General features: G+C 68.8%; 16 protein-coding genes, 2 tRNA genes and 1 pseudogene. 15 read left to right on the forward strand and 4 right to left on the reverse strand.

From position 1 onward, the window contains the following. Window positions 1-43: 43 nt before the first annotated feature. Entirely contained in the window at window positions 44-2,602 is a 2,559-nt protein-coding gene (gene pepN, locus AC5Y4Z_RS05860; RefSeq protein ID WP_499961371.1) for an aminopeptidase N, read from the reverse strand. A gap of 117 nt (window positions 2,603-2,719) precedes the next feature. Between pepN and AC5Y4Z_RS05865 the strand changes: the two genes are divergently transcribed. The 5 genes and pseudogenes from AC5Y4Z_RS05865 to AC5Y4Z_RS05885 all read left to right on the forward strand — a co-directional run bounded on the left by AC5Y4Z_RS05865 (window position 2,720) and on the right by AC5Y4Z_RS05885 (window position 5,068). After that, window positions 2,720-3,343, forward strand: coding sequence for a mycothiol-dependent nitroreductase Rv2466c family protein (locus AC5Y4Z_RS05865; protein ID WP_499961373.1), 624 nt, complete (start codon window positions 2,720-2,722; stop codon window positions 3,341-3,343). A gap of 23 nt (window positions 3,344-3,366) precedes the next feature. Beyond that, window positions 3,367-3,846: a ribose-5-phosphate isomerase gene (locus tag AC5Y4Z_RS05870; protein ID WP_499961374.1), complete on the forward strand. Its 480-nt coding sequence runs from the start codon at window positions 3,367-3,369 to the stop codon at window positions 3,844-3,846. A gap of 9 nt (window positions 3,847-3,855) precedes the next feature. Next, complete coding sequence (locus AC5Y4Z_RS05875; RefSeq protein WP_499961376.1) at window positions 3,856-4,671, forward strand: Fpg/Nei family DNA glycosylase; 816 nt, start codon at window positions 3,856-3,858, stop codon at window positions 4,669-4,671. Window positions 4,672-4,716: 45 nt separating this feature from the next. Continuing rightward, a pseudogene (locus tag AC5Y4Z_RS05880) lies at window positions 4,717-4,848 on the forward strand (hypothetical protein); the annotation flags it as partial. A gap of 55 nt (window positions 4,849-4,903) precedes the next feature. Continuing rightward, window positions 4,904-5,068 (forward strand): hypothetical protein, encoded by a 165-nt coding sequence (locus tag AC5Y4Z_RS05885; RefSeq protein WP_499961903.1) that lies wholly within the window; start codon window positions 4,904-4,906, stop codon window positions 5,066-5,068. On the opposite strand, the gene AC5Y4Z_RS05890 is transcribed toward AC5Y4Z_RS05885, so the two are convergent. Both AC5Y4Z_RS05890 and AC5Y4Z_RS05895 read right to left on the reverse strand, forming a co-directional pair. Next, complete coding sequence (locus AC5Y4Z_RS05890) at window positions 5,046-6,239, reverse strand: serine hydrolase domain-containing protein (RefSeq protein ID WP_499961377.1); 1,194 nt, start codon at window positions 6,237-6,239, stop codon at window positions 5,046-5,048. The two genes, AC5Y4Z_RS05885 and AC5Y4Z_RS05890, sit on opposite strands and share 23 nt — an antisense overlap. Before the next feature lie 31 nt (window positions 6,240-6,270). Continuing rightward, window positions 6,271-6,341, reverse strand: a tRNA-Gly gene (locus AC5Y4Z_RS05895). A 144-nt stretch (window positions 6,342-6,485) separates the two neighbouring features. Here AC5Y4Z_RS05895 and AC5Y4Z_RS05900 point away from each other — a divergent pair. From AC5Y4Z_RS05900 to clpP2, 4 genes are all read left to right on the forward strand, one after another. Continuing rightward, window positions 6,486-6,562: transfer RNA gene (locus AC5Y4Z_RS05900), tRNA-Pro, on the forward strand. 61 nt (window positions 6,563-6,623) lie between these two features. After that, the gene (gene tig / locus AC5Y4Z_RS05905; protein WP_499961378.1) at window positions 6,624-8,015 is read left to right on the forward strand and encodes a trigger factor; all 1,392 of its coding nucleotides are present in this window, start codon (window positions 6,624-6,626) and stop codon (window positions 8,013-8,015) included. 101 nt (window positions 8,016-8,116) lie between these two features. After that, complete coding sequence (gene clpP1 / locus AC5Y4Z_RS05910) at window positions 8,117-8,725, forward strand: ATP-dependent CLP protease proteolytic subunit ClpP1 (RefSeq protein WP_499961856.1); 609 nt, start codon at window positions 8,117-8,119, stop codon at window positions 8,723-8,725. After that, window positions 8,722-9,366 carry an ATP-dependent CLP protease proteolytic subunit ClpP2 gene (clpP2, locus tag AC5Y4Z_RS05915; RefSeq protein ID WP_499961379.1) on the forward strand — a complete coding sequence of 215 codons (645 nt, stop codon included), beginning with the start codon at window positions 8,722-8,724 and terminating at the stop codon, window positions 9,364-9,366. Before clpP1 ends, clpP2 begins: the two co-directional genes overlap by 4 nt. A gap of 21 nt (window positions 9,367-9,387) precedes the next feature. Here the strand turns inward: clpP2 and mmuM are convergent, their stop codons facing one another. After that, window positions 9,388-10,302, reverse strand: coding sequence for a homocysteine S-methyltransferase (gene mmuM / locus AC5Y4Z_RS05920; protein WP_499961858.1), 915 nt, complete (start codon window positions 10,300-10,302; stop codon window positions 9,388-9,390). 259 nt (window positions 10,303-10,561) lie between these two features. Here mmuM and clpX point away from each other — a divergent pair, with 259 nt between their 5' ends. The 6 genes from clpX to AC5Y4Z_RS05950 all read left to right on the forward strand — a co-directional run bounded on the left by clpX (window position 10,562) and on the right by AC5Y4Z_RS05950 (window position 17,672). Beyond that, on the forward strand, window positions 10,562-11,842 hold the full coding sequence (gene clpX / locus AC5Y4Z_RS05925; RefSeq protein ID WP_499961380.1) for an ATP-dependent Clp protease ATP-binding subunit ClpX: 1,281 nt from the start codon (window positions 10,562-10,564) through the stop codon (window positions 11,840-11,842). Window positions 11,843-11,871: 29 nt separating this feature from the next. Continuing rightward, window positions 11,872-13,110: an MFS transporter gene (locus tag AC5Y4Z_RS05930; RefSeq protein ID WP_499961381.1), complete on the forward strand. Its 1,239-nt coding sequence runs from the start codon at window positions 11,872-11,874 to the stop codon at window positions 13,108-13,110. A 212-nt stretch (window positions 13,111-13,322) separates the two neighbouring features. Continuing rightward, complete coding sequence (locus AC5Y4Z_RS05935) at window positions 13,323-15,278, forward strand: 2-oxoacid:acceptor oxidoreductase subunit alpha (protein WP_499961382.1); 1,956 nt, start codon at window positions 13,323-13,325, stop codon at window positions 15,276-15,278. Then, window positions 15,275-16,375, forward strand: coding sequence for a 2-oxoacid:ferredoxin oxidoreductase subunit beta (locus AC5Y4Z_RS05940; protein ID WP_499961383.1), 1,101 nt, complete (start codon window positions 15,275-15,277; stop codon window positions 16,373-16,375). Before AC5Y4Z_RS05935 ends, AC5Y4Z_RS05940 begins: the two co-directional genes overlap by 4 nt. 1 nt (window position 16,376) lies before the next feature. Then, entirely contained in the window at window positions 16,377-16,979 is a 603-nt protein-coding gene (gene mobA / locus AC5Y4Z_RS05945; protein WP_499961384.1) for a molybdenum cofactor guanylyltransferase, read from the forward strand. A gap of 297 nt (window positions 16,980-17,276) precedes the next feature. Further along, window positions 17,277-17,672, forward strand: coding sequence for a hypothetical protein (locus tag AC5Y4Z_RS05950; RefSeq protein WP_499961385.1), 396 nt, complete (start codon window positions 17,277-17,279; stop codon window positions 17,670-17,672). Window positions 17,673-17,781 lie beyond the last annotated feature (109 nt).

A 17,781-nucleotide genomic window follows, 5' to 3' on the forward strand; every position in this document is an offset into this window, starting at 1 on the left:
GAGCGCCGATCGGCGCGATTTCGCGCGCTGAGCGCAGGATCGATCAGGCCGCGTCGAACGCGCGGGCCCGCAAAGCCCGCTTCACGCCGGCCTGGCCCTCCACCACCAGCCGCCGCAGCGCCGGCGGAACCGCCGGGTCGCTCAAAAACGCGTCCGCCGCCGCGATGCCGGCCTCGCTGATGTCCCAGTGCGGGTACAGCCCGATCACCACGGTCTGGGCGACCTCGCTGGACCGCCGCTCCCACACCCCGGGGATCGCCGCGAAGTAGCGCGCGGTGAACGGCGTGAGCAGCTCGTGCTGTCCCGGCGGCGCGATGCCGGCGATGATCGAGCGGGCCGTGATGTTGGCCAGGGTGTCGTCCTCGACCACGGTGGTCCAGGCCTCCTCCTTGACCCGCAGTTGGGGCCGTGCCGCGGCCGCTTGGGCGCCGTGGCGTTGGCCGGCGGCGGTCGGGTCGCGCCGCACCTCGGCGTCGATGGCCGGTGTCGCGGTCCCGTCGGCGTCGATCTTGCCGGCGGCGGCCAGCGCGGTCACGATGCGCCAGCGCAGGTCGGTGTCGATCTGAAGGCCCGCCAGCCCCAGGTCGGCCGGCTCGCCGCCGAGCAGCGCCGCCAGGGTCGTCACGTGCGGCGGCGACAGCACCGACGAGCACAGCGTGTTGACGAACGCGAGCTGGTGATCCGATCCGGGCTCCGCGGCGCGCGCCAATTCCAGCAGCCGGTCGGCGAATTGCGGCCAGCCGGTCTCACGCGCCCAGCCGGGCTCGGCGTAGGACGTCAGCGCGATCTGGGCCTGCAGCAGCAGCCGTTGGGCCACCCCGACCTCGGTTTCGGCCTGCACACCCGCGGACACCAGTGCGACGAAGTCGCGGGCGCGCAGCTCGGCCTCGCGGGTCATCTCCCACGCCGCCGACCACACCAGCGAGCGCGGCAGCGGCTCGGCGATGTCGGCGATGCGCTCCAGGGCGGTCTGCAGCGACTGCCCGTCCAGCCGCAGCGAGCAGTAGGTCAGGTCGTCGTCGTTGACCAGGATCAGCTTTCCGCGCGAAACCCCAACCAATGCAGGCACTTCGGTGACCGGTCCTTCGACGTCGAGCTCCTCGCGGTGCACCCGGACCAGCTTGCCGGAGCGGTCCTCGTCGTAGATGCCCACCGCCAGCCGGTGCACCCGGGTTTCGCCCGCGCCGGGCTCGGCGCCGCTCTGGGTCACCGCGAACCGGGTGAACGTGCCGTCCGCGTCGACCTCGAAATCGGGTCGCAGTGTGTTCAGCCCGGTGGTCTTCAGCCACTGCTGGCCCCAGTCGGACAGGTCGCGGCCGGACGCCTGCTCCAGCGCGGCGATCAGGTCGCCGAAGGTGGCGTTGCCGTACGCGTGCGCGCGGAAGTAGTCGCGCAGCCCGGCCAGGAAGTGCTCCAGCCCGACGTAGGCGACGAGCTGCTTGAGCACCGAAGCGCCCTTGGCGTAGGTGATTCCGTCGAAGTTCACCTCGACGGCGGCCAGGTCGGGGATCTCGGCGGCGATCGGGTGCGTCGACGGCAACTGGTCCTGGCGGTACGCCCACGACTTCTCGACGGTGGCGAACGTGGTCCACGCCTCGGTGAATTCGGTTGCCTCGCTTTGGCACAACACCGACGCGAACGTCGCGAACGATTCGTTGAGCCACAGGTCGTCCCACCACTGCATGGTGACCAGGTCCCCGAACCACATGTGGGCCATCTCGTGCAGCACCGTCTCGGCGCGCCGCTCGTAGGAGGCGCGGGTGACCTTGCTGCGAAAGACGTAGTCCTCGAGGAACGTCACCGCACCGGCGTTTTCCATTGCGCCGGCGTTGAACTCGGGGACGAACAGCTGGTCGTACTTGCCGAACGCGTAGGGCAGGCCGAAGTGCTTGTGGTAGAAGCCGAATCCCTGCTTGGTCTGGGTGAACAACCGATCGGCGTCCATGTGTTGGGCCAGCGAGGCGCGGCAGTAGATGCCCAGCGGGATCTCGCCGTGCTCGTCGGAGTAGGAGTCCTTCCACTCGGCGTACGGCCCGGCGATCAGGGCCACCAGGTAGGTGCTCATCCGCGGGGTGGTCGCGAAGGTGTGCGCGCCATCTTCGACAGACACCGTCGCGCCGTTGGAGATCACCTTCCAGTGCTCGGGGGCGACCACCCGCACGTCAAACGTCGCCTTGAGGTCGGGTTGGTCGAAGCAGGCGAACATCCGCTTGGCGTCGGCGGTTTCGAATTGCGAATACAGGTAGGCCTCGTCGTCCACCGGGTCGACGAAGCGGTGCAGGCCCTCGCCGGTGTTGGAGTAGCGGCAGTCGGCGTCGACGACCAGGACGTTGCGCTTCGCCAGCCCGCGCAGCGGGATGCCCGTCGATTCGTCGTAGCCGGACACGTCCAGTTCGCGGCCGTTGAGGGTGGCGCCGCGGACGGCGTCGGCGGCGATGTCGATGACCGTGTCGGCACCGGGCAGCGCCTCGAAGGTCACGGTGGTGACGGACCGGAAGGTCCGCTCGCCGGCCGTGACATCGAGGTTGATCTGGTAGCTGTCGACGGTGACCAGGGCGGCGCGTTCGACGGCCTGGTCCCGGGTCAGGTTAGGAAGGGCCACGCGTCCAACTTAAAGCGTGCCGGGCCCGCCGCGCAGGGCGGGAACACGCGGCCGGTGACTACGGTTGTGCACAGCGGTGTTGTGACCGTTTGTGACTCTGCAGGAGAGGACTGCGCTATGCCCGAGAAGGCCGCCGTGCGAAACCAAGCCGATTTCTGGTTCGACCCGCTGTGTCCGTGGTGCTGGATCACGTCGCGCTGGATCCTCGAGGTGGAGAAGGTCCGCGACATCGACGTGCACTTCCACGTCATGAGCCTGGCGATCCTCAACGAGAACCGCGAAGGCCTGCCCGAGAAGTACCGGGAGAACATGAAGAAGGCGTGGGGTCCGGTGCGGGTGGCGATCGCCGCCGAGCAGGCACACGGCGCCGACGCGCTGGCCTCCCTGTACACGGCGATGGGCACCCGGATTCACAACGAGGGCAACAAGGAGCTCGAGGAGGTCATCAAGCTGTCGCTGGCCGACGCGGGCCTGCCGGCGGAGCTGGCCAAGGCCGCCGACAGCGAGGCCTACGACGACGCGCTGCGCAAGAGCCACCACGCCGGGATGGACGCGGTCGGCGACGACGTCGGCACGCCGACCATCCACGTCAACGGGGTGGCGTTCTTCGGGCCGGTGCTCTCGAAGATCCCGCGCGGCGAGGAGGCGGGCAAGCTGTGGGACGCGTCGGTGACGTTCGCGGCCTACCCGCACTTCTTCGAGCTCAAGCGGACGCGCACGGAGGCGCCCGAGTTCGACTGAACGTGTCGGGCAGAATATCCGGCATGCGCGTCTACCTGGGTTCCGACCACGCCGGCTACGAGCTCAAGCAGCAGATCATCGATCACCTCAAGGAATCCGGGCACGAGCCGATCGACTGCGGCGCCTTCGGTTACGACCCCGACGACGACTATCCGGCCTTCTGCATCGCCACCGCCACGCGCACGGTGGCCGACCCGGACAGCCTGGGCATCGTGCTGGGCGGGTCGGGCAACGGCGAGCAGATCGCGGCCAACAAGGTGCCGGGCGCGCGCTGCGCGCTGGGGTGGAGCGTCGAGACCGCGACCCTGGCGCGCGAACACAACAACGCCCAGTTGATCGGCATCGGCGGGCGCATGCACACCACCGCCGAGGCGCTGGCGATCGTCGACGCCTTCCTGAGCACGCCGTGGTCGAAAGCCGAACGCCACCAACGGCGCATCGACATCCTCGCCGAATACGAACGCACCCACCAGGCACCGCCGGTGCCCGGCGGCGCGCAGTAAGGGCCGCGCGTGCCCGAAGGGCATACCCTGCACCGGCTGGCCCGGCTGCACCAACGCCGCTTCGGCGGGGCGCCGGTGCGCGTGTCCAGCCCGCAGGGCCGGTTCGCCGAACCGGCGGCCGTGGTGGACGGCCGGGTGCTGCGGCGCACCAGCGTGTGGGGCAAGCACCTGTTTCACCACTACGCCGGCGGCCCGATCGTGCACGTGCACCTCGGGCTCTACGGCGCCTTCACCGAGTGGCCCGTCCCCGCAGGCCCGGACGGCGTGGTGCTGCCCGAACCGGTCGGGCAGGTGCGGATGCGCATGGTGGGCGCCGACTACGGCACCGACCTGCGCGGCCCGACGGTCTGCGAAGTCATCGACGAGGGGCAGGTCAGCGACGTGCTGGCCAGGCTCGGCCCCGACCCGCTGCGCAGCGACGCCGACCCCTCGTGGGCGTGGGCCCGAATCACCAAGTCGCGCAGGCCGATTGGCGCCCTGCTGATGGACCAGACCGTCATCGCCGGGGTGGGCAACGTCTACCGCAGCGAGTTGCTGTTCCGCCACCGCATCGACCCGTTCCGGCCCGGCCGGGGGATCGTCGAGGCCGAGTTCGACGCGGCGTGGACCGATCTGGTGGCGTTGATGAAGGTCGGCCTGCGCGGCGGGAAGATCGTCGTGGTGCTGCCCGAGCACGACCACGGCGGCCCGTCGTACCGGCCCGACCGGCCGCGAACCTACGTCTACCGCCGCGCGGGCGAGGCGTGCCGCCTGTGCGGGGAGCCGATCCTGACCCAGGTGCTCGAGGGCCGCAACGTGTTCTGGTGCCCAAGCTGCCAGCGGTGACCGCGGAGACGTTTGAATTCAACTCGCGTGGGCATTGTTAGCGAGATGAAGCATTTCACTCGCGTAGCAGCAACGGTTTCGGCCGTCGCGGGTCTCGGGCTGGCCGGTCTGGGCGTTGCGACCGCCGCGCAGGCACAACCCGGTCCGTTCCCACAATGGTGTCCGGGTGAGCGATGGGATCCCGGCTGGGGCAATAACTGGGACTGGAACAACTGCCACGACTGGCACCGAGATGGCTGGGGGCCCGGCGGTCCGGGTGGCCCGGGCGGACCGGGTGGACCCGGTGGGCCCGCCGGTCCCGGTGGTCCGGGTGGCCCCGGCGGCGGTGGACCTGGCGGCGGCGGTGGAGCCGGCGGCGGGGGCGGCGGGGGCCACTAACCCCGCGGCGCCACGCTGACGCCCAGCGCCGCGTAGACCTCGTCGCTCAGCGCGACGCTGCGCGGGTCGGCGTTGGCCTTGGTGGCGTCGAAGCGGTTCGCGACGTACGCGTAGCCGATCCGGTGCTCGAGGTCGACGAACCCGAACGAGCCGCCCAAACCGCCGTGCCCGAAGATGCGGCGGTTGGGCCCGTTGACGCCGCGCTGGTTGAGCATGTAGCCCAACCCCCAGCCATGGTCGGCGACCCGCGGTCCCAGGACCAGATCGGTGTCGAAGCCGCCCTGCGACACCCGGACCAGATCCATGTGCTCGCGGCTCAGCAGTTTTTCCTGCGCGAGCGCGTTGTAGAAGGTCGCCAACCCCAGCGCCGACACCTGGCCGTTGGTGCCCGGGAACTCGAGTTCGCGCCACAGCTCGAGGTCGTGGGAGCCCAGCTCGTCGTCCGGGGCGAACCCCATCGAAATCGACAGCGCCGCCTTGGGGTGCTCGCTCAGGCTGGTGGGGTAGCCGGGGGCGTTGACCTCGGCGAGCAGGTCGCGTGCGTGCGGCTTGTTGACCCGCTCGGCGCAGCGGCGCTGCTCGGCCCGGGACAGCCCGATGTGGACGTCGGCGCCGAGCGGTTCGGCGATCTCGGTGCGCAGGTACTGGCCGATGGTGCGGCCGGTGACGCGGCGGAACACCTCGCCGAGGATGAAGCCGAACGTGGTCATGTGGTAGCCCTGGGCGGTGCCCGGCTCCCACCACGGTTCCGCGGCGGCCAGCTGCTCGCAGACGTAGTCCCAGTCGGCGACCGACTCCCAGCTCATCCGGGTGCGCGGCCCGATAACCCCCGAGCGGTGGCCCATCACCATGGCCAGCGTGATGGCCTCCTTGCCCGCCTGCGCGAACTCGGGCCAGTAGCGCGACACCGGCGCCTGCAGGTCCACCTCGCCGCGGTCGGCCAGTTGGTGCATGCAGGTGGCGGACAGCCCCTTGGTGCCGGACAGCACGGTCGTGAGGGTGTTTTCGCGCCAGGCCCGGGTGCGGGCGGCGTTGGCCCAGCCACCCCAGAGGTTGACGACGAGGTCTCCGTCGACCCATACCGCGACGGCCGCGCCGACCTCGCTGCCCAGCGCGAAGTTGCGTTCGAACGCGTCGCGCACGCCAACGAACTCCGGCACACACGTGCCTTTCGGTTCGTCCCCCCGCATGGCGCCTTTCTGCGAGCAGATAGTTAGCCTGAGCGGGCGACGGGAATCGAACCCGCGTAGCTAGTTTGGAAGACTAGGGCTCTACCATTGAGCTACGCCCGCACGTTTTAGTCGAGCGAGACTGTATCTGGCGGCGAACATCAAATCTAATCGAAGCGGTTCCGTGATCGCTCCGTGAGGTCTCGAGGCGGCGACGAGCCGGTGCCGGACCCGGCGTTGACGGGCCGTAGGATCGCGAGGTCAGCGCGGGGTGTAGCGCAGCTTGGTAGCGCATCCGCTTTGGGAGCGGAAGGCCGCAGGTTCAAATCCTGTCACCCCGACCATGCCCGCCCCGCACCGCAACCGGCCACCGATCACCCGGAACGACCATCGAGGAGCACACCCGTGAAGAGCAGCGTCGAACAGTTGAGCCCCACCCGGGTGCGGATCAACGTGGAGGTGCCGTTCACCGAACTGGAGCCCGATTTCCAGCGGGCCTACAAGGAGCTGGCCAAGCAGGTGCGGCTGCCTGGCTTCCGCCCCGGCAAGGCGCCGGCCAAGCTGCTCGAGGCCCGGTTCGGCCGGGAGGCGATGCTCGACCAGGTCGTCAGCGAGGCGCTGCCCGCCCGCTACGGCCAGGCGGTCGCGGAGTCCGAAGTGCACCCGCTCGGGCAGCCCGACATCGAGGTCACCAAGAAGGAGTACGGCGAGGAGCTGGCGTTCACCGCCGAGGTCGACGTCCGCCCCAAGATCGAGCTTCCGGACCTGAGCGCGCTGAAGGTGTCGGTGGACCCGGTCGACGTCGGCGACGAGGACGTCGACGCCGAGCTGGAGTCGTTGCGGCAGCGGTTCGGCACCCTCACGGGGGTGGACCGGCCGGTGGCGCTCGGTGACTTCGTCTCCATCGACCTGTCGGCCACCGTCGACGGCGCGGAGGTGCCGAACGCGGCCGCCGAGGGGCTGTCCCACGAGGTCGGTTCCGGCCGGCTGATCGCGGGCCTGGACGACGCGCTGGTCGGCCTGTCCGTCGACGAGTCCAAGGAGTTCACCGCGCAGTTGGCGACGGGTGAGCACGCCGGCAAGGACGCGCAGGTGACCGTCACCGTGAGGTCGATCAAGGAACGCGAGCTGCCCGAGCCCGACGACGAATTCGCCCAACTGGCCAGCGAATTCGACACCATCGACGAGCTGCGGGCCAACCTGCGCGACCAGGTGGGTCAGGTCAAGCGCGCCCAGCAGGCCGAGCAGATTCGCGACGCCACCATCGAGGCGCTGCTCGAACAGGTCGACGTGCCGCTGCCGGAGGCGATCGTCAAGGCCCAGGTCGACGGCGCCGTGCACAACGCGCTGCACAGCTTCGACCACGACGAGGCCAAGTTCGCCGAGGCGCTGCGCGAGCAGGGCAAGTCGCGCCAGCAGTTCGAGGTCGACGCGCAAAACGCCGCCGAGTCCGACGTCAAGCGGGGGCTGTTGCTGGACGCGGTGGCCGACGACCTGGACATCCAGGTCGGCCAGGAGGACCTGACCGAGCGGCTGGTGATGACGTCGCGCCAGTACGGCATCGAGCCCCAGCAACTGCTGGCCTACCTGCAGGAGAACAACCAGCTGCCGGCCATGTTCGCCGACGTGCGCCGCGGGCTGGCGATCGCCGCGGTGGTCGAGGCCGCGACCGTCACCGACACCGACGGCAACGCCATCGACACGAGCGAGTTCTTCGGCTCGCGCCGGGATGCCGACGAAACCGCCGCAGTCGACGCAACCGACGAGGCCGATGACGCGGACGACGAAGCGGAGTGACCCCTCGCCGATGACGCTGTGAGCGAACGCGGCATGCGTGGCCGCCCCACAGCGGGTTGGGTTGGTTAGGGTCGAACCAGAAGTACTCGAGGAAAGCAGGTATCCCAGTCGTGACTGACATGCGTTTGAACTCGCAGGGTCTCAACCTCACCGACTCGGTCTATGAGCGCTTGCTCTCCGAGCGCATCATCTTCCTGGGTTCGGAGGTGAGCGACGAGATCGCCAACCGGCTGTGCGCGCAGATCCTGCTGCTCGCCGCCGAGGACGCCACCAAAGACATCTCGCTGTACATCAACTCGCCGGGCGGATCGATCAGCGCCGGGATGGCCATCTACGACACCATGGTCCTGGCGCCCTGCGACATCGCCACCTACGCGATGGGCATGGCCGCCTCGATGGGTGAATTCCTGCTGGCGGCCGGGACCAAGGGCAAGCGTTACGCGCTGCCGCACGCGCGCATCCTGATGCACCAGCCGCTGGGCGGGGTGACCGGCAGCGCGGCCGACATCGCCATCCAGGCCGAGCAGTTCGCCGTCATCAAGAAGGAGATGTTCCGGCTCAACGCCGAATTCACCGGCCAGCCGATCGAACGCATCGAGGCCGATTCGGACCGCGACCGCTGGTTCACCGCCCAGGAAGCCCTGGAATACGGGTTCGTCGACCACATCATCACCCGCGCCGCCACGATCACCAACGGAGAAGCCCAGTGAACGCCCAGCACCCCCAGATCCAGCCCCAGGCGCGCTACATCCTGCCGTCGTTCATCGAGCACTCCAGCTTCGGCGTCAAGGAGTCGAACCCGTACAACAAGCTGTTCGAGGAGCGCATCATCTTCCTCGGCGTCCAGGTCGACGACGCGTCGGCGAACGACATCATGGCCCAGCTGCTGGTGCTCGAGTCGCTGGACCCCGACCGCGACATCACCATGTACATCAACTCGCCCGGCGGCGGGTTCACCTCGCTGATGGCGATCTACGACACCATGCAGTACGTGCGCGCCGACATTCAGACGGTGTGCCTGGGCCAGGCGGCCTCGGCGGCGGCCGTGCTGCTGGCGGCCGGCACACCGGGCAAGCGGATGGCGCTGCCCAACGCGCGGGTGCTGATCCACCAGCCGTCGCTGTCGGGCGTGATCCAGGGCCAGTTCTCCGACCTGGAGATCCAGGCCGCCGAGATCGAGCGGATGCGCACGCTGATGGAGACCACGCTGGCCCGCCACACCGGCAAGGACGCGTCGGTCATCCGCAAGGACACCGACCGGGACAAGATCCTGACCGCCGAAGAGGCCAAGGACTACGGGATCATCGACACCGTCCTGGAGTACCGGAAGCTCTCCGCGCAGACCGCGTAGCCCCTTTCGCCGAACGTGTTGTCAGGGCGACTTTTCGGCTGAATTCCCGCCCAGGTTGCACGCTCGGCGCACGGCGGCGATCTCGGCCGGCCCGACCCGGCAGCAGCCGCCGATGATGCGCGCGCCGGCCGAAACCCACTGCGCCGCGAGCGCTGCCGAGAACCGCGATCGCCCGGTCCAGCCCCGACCGTCCCAGCGCTCACCGCTGTTGGGGTACACGATCACCGGCTTGCCCGTCGCGCCGGCCATCTCGATCGCGGGCAGCACGTCGTCGGGCGCGCAGCAGTTGACCCCGACCGCCATGATCTCGTCGACCCCGGCGGCCACCGCGAACGCGTCGGCCAGCGGCTGCCCGGCGCGGGTCCGGGTCCCGTCGATGGTGTAGCTCAGCCACGCCGGCACGCCGGCGGAGCGCACCAGGCCGACCAGCGCCTCGGCCTCGTCGACATCGGGCACGGTCTCGCACGCGAGCACGTCCGCGCCGGCGCCGGCCAGGATCTCCAGGCGCGGCCGGTGCCAGCGCGCCAACGCCGCGACGGACAGGCCGTAGCGCCCGCGATACTCCGAGCCGTCGGCCAGCGCCGCGCCGTACGGCCCGACGGACGCCGCCACGACGAGACCGTCCACACCCGCTTCGTCGCGCGCGTCCCGCGCCAACTCGACGCTGCGGCGCAGCAAAGCGGCGGCGTCACGCCGGCCGATCCCGTGGGCCGCGAAGCCCTCGAACGACGCCTGGTAGCTGGCCGTCGTCGCGATCGCGGCGCCGGCCCGGAAATACGCGGCGTGCACAGCGACGATCTCCCGCGGCGCGTCCGCCAGCAGCTTGGCCGACCACAACGGGTCGGACAGGTCGTGCCCGCGCGCCTCCAGCTCGGTGGCCAGGCCGCCGTCGCTGATCAGCGCGGATCCGGTGGGGCCCCAAAACCGGCCAGCCAATCCCACCCGGTAACTGTAGGGTTGTTGCAGCGTCCAGACTCGATCGGGTAACGACCGCGACACGCCAAAGGCACGTAATGCGCGTCTCCGCGAGTGACGGGCGCCGTCTGCCTATATGTTTCATTCAGACGACACCAATGAATACCAACAACGCGATTCGACGTAATGGTCGCGAGGGGCCCGAGCAAGCGGGTAGCGTCGGGGAAAACACGCGGCATAGCACGACGAACAGGCGACAAGGAAGTAGGCCCTCAGCACCATGGCGCGCATCGGAGACGGCGGTGACCTGCTTAAGTGCTCGTTCTGCGGGAAGAGCCAAAAGCAGGTCAAGAAACTCATTGCTGGCCCCGGTGTGTACATCTGCGATGAGTGCATCGACCTCTGCAACGAGATCATCGAAGAGGAGCTCGCCGACGCCGACGACGTCAAGCTCGACGAGCTGCCCAAGCCGGCCGAGATCCGGGACTTCTTGGAGGGCTACGTCATCGGGCAGGACACCGCCAAGCGGACGCTGGCCGTCGCGGTCTACAACCACTACAAGCGGATCCAGGCGGGGGAGAAGGGCCGCGACTCGCGCTCCGAGCCCGTCGAGCTGACCAAGTCCAACATCCTGATGCTCGGGCCCACCGGCTGCGGCAAGACCTACCTGGCGCAGACGCTGGCCAAGATGCTCAACGTGCCGTTTGCCATCGCCGACGCCACCGCGCTGACCGAGGCGGGTTACGTCGGCGAGGACGTCGAGAACATCTTGCTCAAGCTCATCCAGGCCGCCGACTACGACGTCAAGCGCGCCGAGACCGGCATCATCTACATCGACGAGGTGGACAAGATCGCCCGCAAGAGCGAGAACCCGTCGATCACCCGCGACGTCTCCGGGGAGGGCGTGCAGCAGGCGCTGCTGAAGATTCTGGAGGGCACGCAGGCGTCGGTTCCCCCGCAGGGCGGCCGCAAGCACCCGCACCAGGAATTCATCCAGATCGACACCACCAACGTGCTGTTCATCGTCGCCGGTGCGTTCGCCGGGCTGGAGAAGATCATCTACGAGCGGGTCGGCAAGCGCGGCTTGGGCTTCGGCGCCGAGGTGCGCTCCAAGGCCGAGATCGACACCACCGATCACTTCGCCGAAGTGATGCCGGAGGACCTGATCAAGTTCGGGCTGATCCCCGAGTTCATCGGGCGCCTGCCGGTGGTCGCCTCGGTCACCAACCTGGACATGGAGTCGTTGGTCAAGATCCTGTCCGAGCCGAAGAACGCGTTGGTCAAGCAGTACACCCGGCTGTTCGAAATGGACGGCGTGGAGCTGGAGTTCACCGACGACGCGCTGGAGGCCATCGCCGACCAGGCGATCCACCGGGGCACCGGCGCCCGTGGCCTGCGGGCGATCATGGAAGAGGTCCTGCTGCCGGTGATGTACGACATCCCGAGCCGCGACGACGTCGCCAAGGTCGTGGTGACCAAGGAGACCGTGCAGGACAACGTGCTGCCGACGATCGTGCCACGCAAGCCGTCGCGCAGCGAGCGCCGCGACAAGACCGCCTGACACGTTGAGGCTTTCGGCCTCCTGACGCTTTGACTGCCCCCGACGCGGTTCCGCCGCGATTGGCGCGCGCGCTGGACCTGCTGAACTTCCTGTTGGCCGACGTGCGCGACGGGCTGGGTCCGTACCTGTCGATCTATCTGCTGCTGACCCACCATTGGGACCAGGGGTCGATCGGTTTCGTCATGGCCGTCGGCGGCATCGGGGCGATCGTCGCGCAGGCGCCGGCCGGCGCGCTGGTGGACAGGACGACGGCCAAGCGGGCGGTGATCATCGCGGGCGCGCTGGCCGTCACCGCCGGATCGCTGGCGATGCCTCTGTTCCCGCGGTTCGCGTCGATCTCGGTCCTGCAGGCGTGCACCGGGATCGCCGGCTCGGTGTTCGCGCCGGCGTTGGCCGCGATCACCCTCGGTGTGGTCGGCCCCCGCCACTTCGCCCGCCGGATCGGGCGCAACGAATCCTTCAACCACGCGGGCAATGCCTCGGCCGCGGCTGTCACCGGCGGCCTGGCCTACTTCTTCGGACCGGTGGTGGTGTTCTGGGTGCTGGCGGCCATGGCGGCCGGCAGTGTGGTTGCGACGCTGCGCATTCCGGGCGACGCGATCGACCACGACGTCGCCCGCGGCATGGACCACGCCCCCGGGGAGCCGCACCGGCAACCGTCCCGGCTGTCGGTGCTGCTGCACAACCGCAAGCTGATGATCTTCGCCGCGGCGGTCATCGCCTTCCACTTCGCCAACGCGGCGATGCTGCCCCTGGTCGGGCAGCTACTGGCGTTGCACAACAAGGACATTGGGACCGCGCTGATGGCGGGCTGCATCGTCGCCGCCCAGGTTGTCATGGTGCCGGTGGCCTACGTCGCCGGGGCCAAGGCCGATTCGTGGGGGCGAAAGCCCATCTTCCTGGTCGGCTTCGCGGTGTTGGCCGCCCGCGGATTCCTCTACACGGTGTCGGACAACTCCTACTGGCTCGTCGGCGTGCAACTGCTCGACGGCGTGGGAGCCGGCGTGTTCGGTGCGCTGTTTCCGCTCGTCGTGCAGGACGTGACGCACGGGACCGGTCGCTTCAACGTCAGCCTGGGCGCGGTGACCGCCGCGACGGGCATCGGCGCCGCGGTCTCGAACCTCGTCGCGGGCTCGATCGTGGTGGCGGCGGGCTACGACGCCGCGTTCGCCTCGCTCGGCGCCTTGGCGGCCGCGGGTTTGCTGTGGTATCTGATCGCGATGCCGGAGACCGCCGGCCTGCTAGACGTGACCAACACCACAGTTTGAATTGTGGGCGTCTAATTTCGTCGCTGACTTCGGCGTTAGCCGCAAAACCGCTGCGTGCAATGCTTTCGAGACGCCCATGCTCGCCTAAAAGGAGTGCCATAATTGGTACTGCTAGTGACACACAAGCTCGAGGCCGCGGGAGTCGCTCCGATGGCGCGTACCCTAAAGCTCCAGCGGAGTGCCTATCCGGATAGCGAATGGAAGGCGGATACGTGGATCCGAACGGCAGCGGGGCCGGGGCTGATTCCCATCATGGCTCGTCTCGGAATGGTTCCGAGCGTCAGCGTCTAGAACAAGTCGTCATCCGATTCGCCGGGGACTCCGGCGACGGCATGCAGCTGACCGGCGACCGGTTCACCTCGGAGGCGGCGCTTTTCGGAAACGACCTGGCGACCCAGCCGAACTATCCGGCCGAGATCCGCGCCCCCGCAGGCACATTGCCCGGGGTCTCGTCGTTCCAGATTCAGATCGCCGACTACGACATCCTGACCGCCGGCGACCGGCCCGACGTCCTCGTCGCCATGAACCCGGCCGCGCTCAAGGCCAACATCGGCGACCTGCCGCGCGGCGGGATGGTGATCGCGAACTCCGACGAGTTCACCAAGCGCAACCTGACCAAGGTCGGTTACGTCACCAACCCGCTGGAGTCCGACGAGCTGTCCGACTACGTCGTGCACTCCGTGGCCATGACCACCCTGACGCTCGGCGCCGTCGAGGCGATCGGCGCGTCGAAGAAGGATGGCCAGCGCGCCAAAAACATGTTCGCGCTTGGACTTTTGTCGTGGATGTACGGCCGGCCGATCGAGGCCAGCGAGAGCTTCATCCGGGAGAAGTTCGCCCGCAAGCCCGACATCGCCGAGGCCAACGTGCTCGCGCTCAAGGCGGGCTGGAACTACGGCGAGACCACCGAGGCGTTCGGGACCACCTACGAGGTGTCCCGGGCGACCCTGCCGGCGGGGGAGTACCGCCAGATCTCGGGCAACACGGCGCTGTCCTACGGCATCGTCGCGGCCGGGCAGCTGGCCGGCATCCAGGTGGTGCTCGGTAGCTACCCGATCACGCCGGCGTCGGACATCCTGCACGAGCTGTCCAAGCACAAGAACTTCAACGTCATCACCTTCCAGGCCGAAGACGAGATCGGCGGCATCTGCGCGGCGATCGGGGCCTCGTACGGCGGCGCGCTGGGCGTCACCAGCACGTCGGGGCCGGGCATCTCGCTGAAGTCGGAAGCGCTGGGCCTCGCGGTGATGACCGAGCTGCCGCTGCTGGTCATCGACGTGCAGCGCGGCGGGCCGTCCACGGGGCTGCCCACCAAGACCGAGCAGGCCGACCTGCTGCAGGCACTGTACGGGCGCAACGGGGAGTCCCCCGTGGCGGTCGTCGCGCCGCGGTCGCCGTCCGACTGCTTCCAGACCGCCATCGAAGCGGTGCGCATCGCGGTGTCGTACCACACCCCGGTGATCGTGCTGTCCGACGGCGCGATCGCCAACGGCTCGGAGCCGTGGCGCATCCCGGATGTCGGCTCGCTGCAGCCGATCACGCACGCCTTCGCCAAACCCGACGAGCCCTTCCAGCCCTACGCGCGCGACCCGGAGACGCTCGCCCGCCAGTTCGCGGTTCCCGGCACGCCCGGGCTCGAGCACCGCATCGGCGGCCTGGAAGCCGCCAACGGCTCCGGCGCGATCTCCTACGAGCCGGTCAACCACGACCTCATGGTCCGGCTGCGCCAGGCCAAGATCGACGGCATCGCGGTGCCCGATTTGGAGGTCGACGACCCGACCGGCGACGCCGAGCTGCTGCTGATCGGGTGGGGCAGCTCGTACGGCCCCATCGGCGAGGCCTGCCGGCGCGCGCGGCGCAAGGGGATCAAGGTCGCCCATGCCCACCTGCGCCACCTCAGCCCGTTCCCGGCGAACCTCGGCGACGTGCTGCGGCGCTACCCGATGGTGGTGTGCCCGGAGATGAACCTCGGCCAGCTGGCGCTGGTGCTGCGGGGCAAGTACCTCGTCGACGTGCAGTCGGTCACCAAGGTGCACGGCGTCGCGTTCCTCGCCGACGAGATCGGGCGCATCATCCGCGCCGCGCTGGGCGGCACCTTGGCCGAAATCGAGCAGGACAAGAAGATGGTCGCCAGAATGGCGGCAGCAACGGTTGGAGCTAGCGCGTGACTAACACGATCGGTGATCTGGCGGGCACAGACCTCGGCTTGACTCCGAGGCTGAAGAAGAACGACGGCGTGCCGACGCTGTCTGCCGAGGACGCGCCGCAAAAGGGCAAGGACTTCACCAGCGACCAGGAGGTGCGCTGGTGCCCGGGCTGCGGTGACTACGTCATCCTCAACACCATCCGCAACTTCCTGCCCGAGCTGGGGCTGCGCCGCGAGAACATCGTCTTCATCAGCGGCATCGGCTGCTCGAGCCGGTTCCCCTACTACCTCGAGACCTACGGGTTCCACTCGATCCACGGCCGCGCGCCGGCCATCGCGACCGGCCTGGCGCTGGCCCGCGAGGACCTCTCGGTGTGGGTGGTCACCGGCGACGGCGACGCGCTGTCGATCGGCGGCAACCACCTGATCCACGCGCTGCGCCGCAACGTCAACATCACCATCCTGCTGTTCAACAACCGGATCTACGGCCTGACCAAGGGCCAGTACTCACCCACCTCCGAGGTCGGCAAGGTCACCAAGTCGACGCCGATGGGTTCGCTCGACCAGCCGTTCAACCCGGTATCGCTGGCGCTGGGCGCCGAGGCCACCTTCGTCGGTCGCGCGCTGGACTCCGACCGGGCCGGGCTGACCGAGGTGCTGCGCGCCGCCGCCGAGCACCGCGGCGCCGCCGTCGTCGAAATCCTGCAGGACTGCCCGATTTTCAACGACGGCTCGTTCGACGCGCTGCGCAAGGAGGGCGCCGAGGAGCGGGTGATCAACGTCCGCCACGGCGAGCCGATCGTGTTCGGCGCCAACGGCGAATACTGCGTGGTGAAGTCGGGCTTCAGCCTGGAGGTGGCCAAGACCGCCGACGTGAAGGTCGACGAGATCGTCGTGCACGACGCGCACGCCGACGACTCGGCCTACGCGTTCGCGCTGTCGCGGCTGTCGGATCAAAACCTGGACCACACCGTGCTGGGCATCTTCCGCAACATCAGCCGGCCCACCTACGACGACGCGGCGCGCTCCCAGGTGCGCGCCGCCCAGGAGTCGAAGCCGTTCGACTCCGCCGCGCTGCAGTCGCTGCTGCGCGGGCGCGACACCTGGACCGTCGACTGACGTGGCCGACGCAGTGCCGGACACAGCACAAGCCGGGTTGCTGGCCGGGGTGGTACTCGCGGGAGGCGAGTCGCGGCGCATGGGCCGCGACAAGGCCACCCTGCCGGGCCCCGGCGGCGCCGCCACGATGGCCGATTACGTCGTGGGCGTCGTCGCGCAACGCTGTGAGCCGATCTTCGTGGTGGCCGCCCCGGGACAGCCGCTGCCGGCGCTGCAGGCCCGCGTCCTGCGCGACGACGCGCGGGGGATGGGACCGCTGCCCGCTACCGGGCGCGGGCTGCGCGCGGCCGCCGAGGCCGGTGCCCGGTTCGCCTTCGTCTGCGCCGTCGACATGCCGCTGCTGACCGCCGGACTGATCGACGACCTCGTGCGCCTCGCCCGGGAGACCAACGCGGAAGTGGTGTTGCCGTGGGACGGACGCAGCCACTACCTCGCCGCGGTGTACCGCACCGACCTGGCCGAGCGGATCGACGCGCTGGTCGCCGGCGGCGAGCGCAGGATGAGCGTCCTGATCGACGCCTCCGACGCCCAGCAGATCGTCCTGCCGGATTCGCGCCCCCTTACCAACGTCAACACCGACGCCGAGCTGCGCGCGGTGGTGTGACGCCCGTTCGGGCGAATTCGCGTTAAAAGAGTTTCGTTATAGAAACTCGCCGCAATTCATGAATTCGCGGCTTTCGCGACGAATTCAGCCATTTTCGCACTGGAAATAGGCGTCTCGCTTGTATCCGCCCGGGGCCCGGCGCTCCATCCTGACCGGATCCGTTGGCGCCGAACGGCTTTCGGGCGCGCCACCACGACTTCGGTTGCGGCCCGCCATAACTGCGGGCACGCGGTGCACCCCGGTGGGATGAGCCAAAATAGGTTGGCGTGCATACTGATTCACGTAGTCGAATCCAAAATGCGTGTCGCGCTGAGCTTTTCGAAGGGCAGCCGGACCGATTCGTTCGCTGCGGCGGGTCGGATGCCGATCGAGCGGATCCTGTTGTATTGTGCGCCGGTTCATCACCGCGTGTTTGCGGCCGGTAGCGGCCGCTTCCGCCCGGCCGCGGCGTCGCGATCGCGTGGGCCAGCTCACAAAATGTGCGTGATTCGGCTCACGATCCGATTGTTTTCCGGCGCGCCGGGCACCGCCGGAAAACACGCGCCTGACCTGTACAAAGCGCGGGGCGACCGCGCCGTGATCGGCCCGTTACCGAACCGAGATAGCGAATTTCTCAAGATGACGAATGCGATCCGGTTTCGTACGGTCCGTGTTGGCCCGAAACGGGTTAAGCGAAAAGTAATCGAAAAGTGAATCCACGGACCCGCGTGCGAGCGGGGCTGCGGGCGGCGACGAGGTAAGCGCCGGACCGCGGCCGGCGGGTAGCACTACCCCGTCGGGCACCTCGAGCCCGCCGCTGTCG

It is taken from the genome of Mycobacterium sp. NGS63, assembly GCF_059812295.1.

Coding starts and splice junctions, on each gene's coding strand:
- AC5Y4Z_RS05865 (WP_499961373.1), top strand. CDS start 2,720: ATGCCCGAGAAGGCCGCCGTGCGAAACCAAGCCGATTTCTGGTTCGAC.
- AC5Y4Z_RS05870 (WP_499961374.1), top strand. CDS start 3,367: ATGCGCGTCTACCTGGGTTCCGACCACGCCGGCTACGAGCTCAAGCAG.
- AC5Y4Z_RS05885 (WP_499961903.1), top strand. CDS start 4,904: ATGGCTGGGGGCCCGGCGGTCCGGGTGGCCCGGGCGGACCGGGTGGAC.
- AC5Y4Z_RS05890 (WP_499961377.1), bottom strand. CDS start 6,239: ATGCGGGGGGACGAACCGAAAGGCACGTGTGTGCCGGAGTTCGTTGGC.
- clpX (WP_499961380.1), top strand. CDS start 10,562: ATGGCGCGCATCGGAGACGGCGGTGACCTGCTTAAGTGCTCGTTCTGC.
- AC5Y4Z_RS05950 (WP_499961385.1), top strand. CDS start 17,277: ATGCGTGTCGCGCTGAGCTTTTCGAAGGGCAGCCGGACCGATTCGTTC.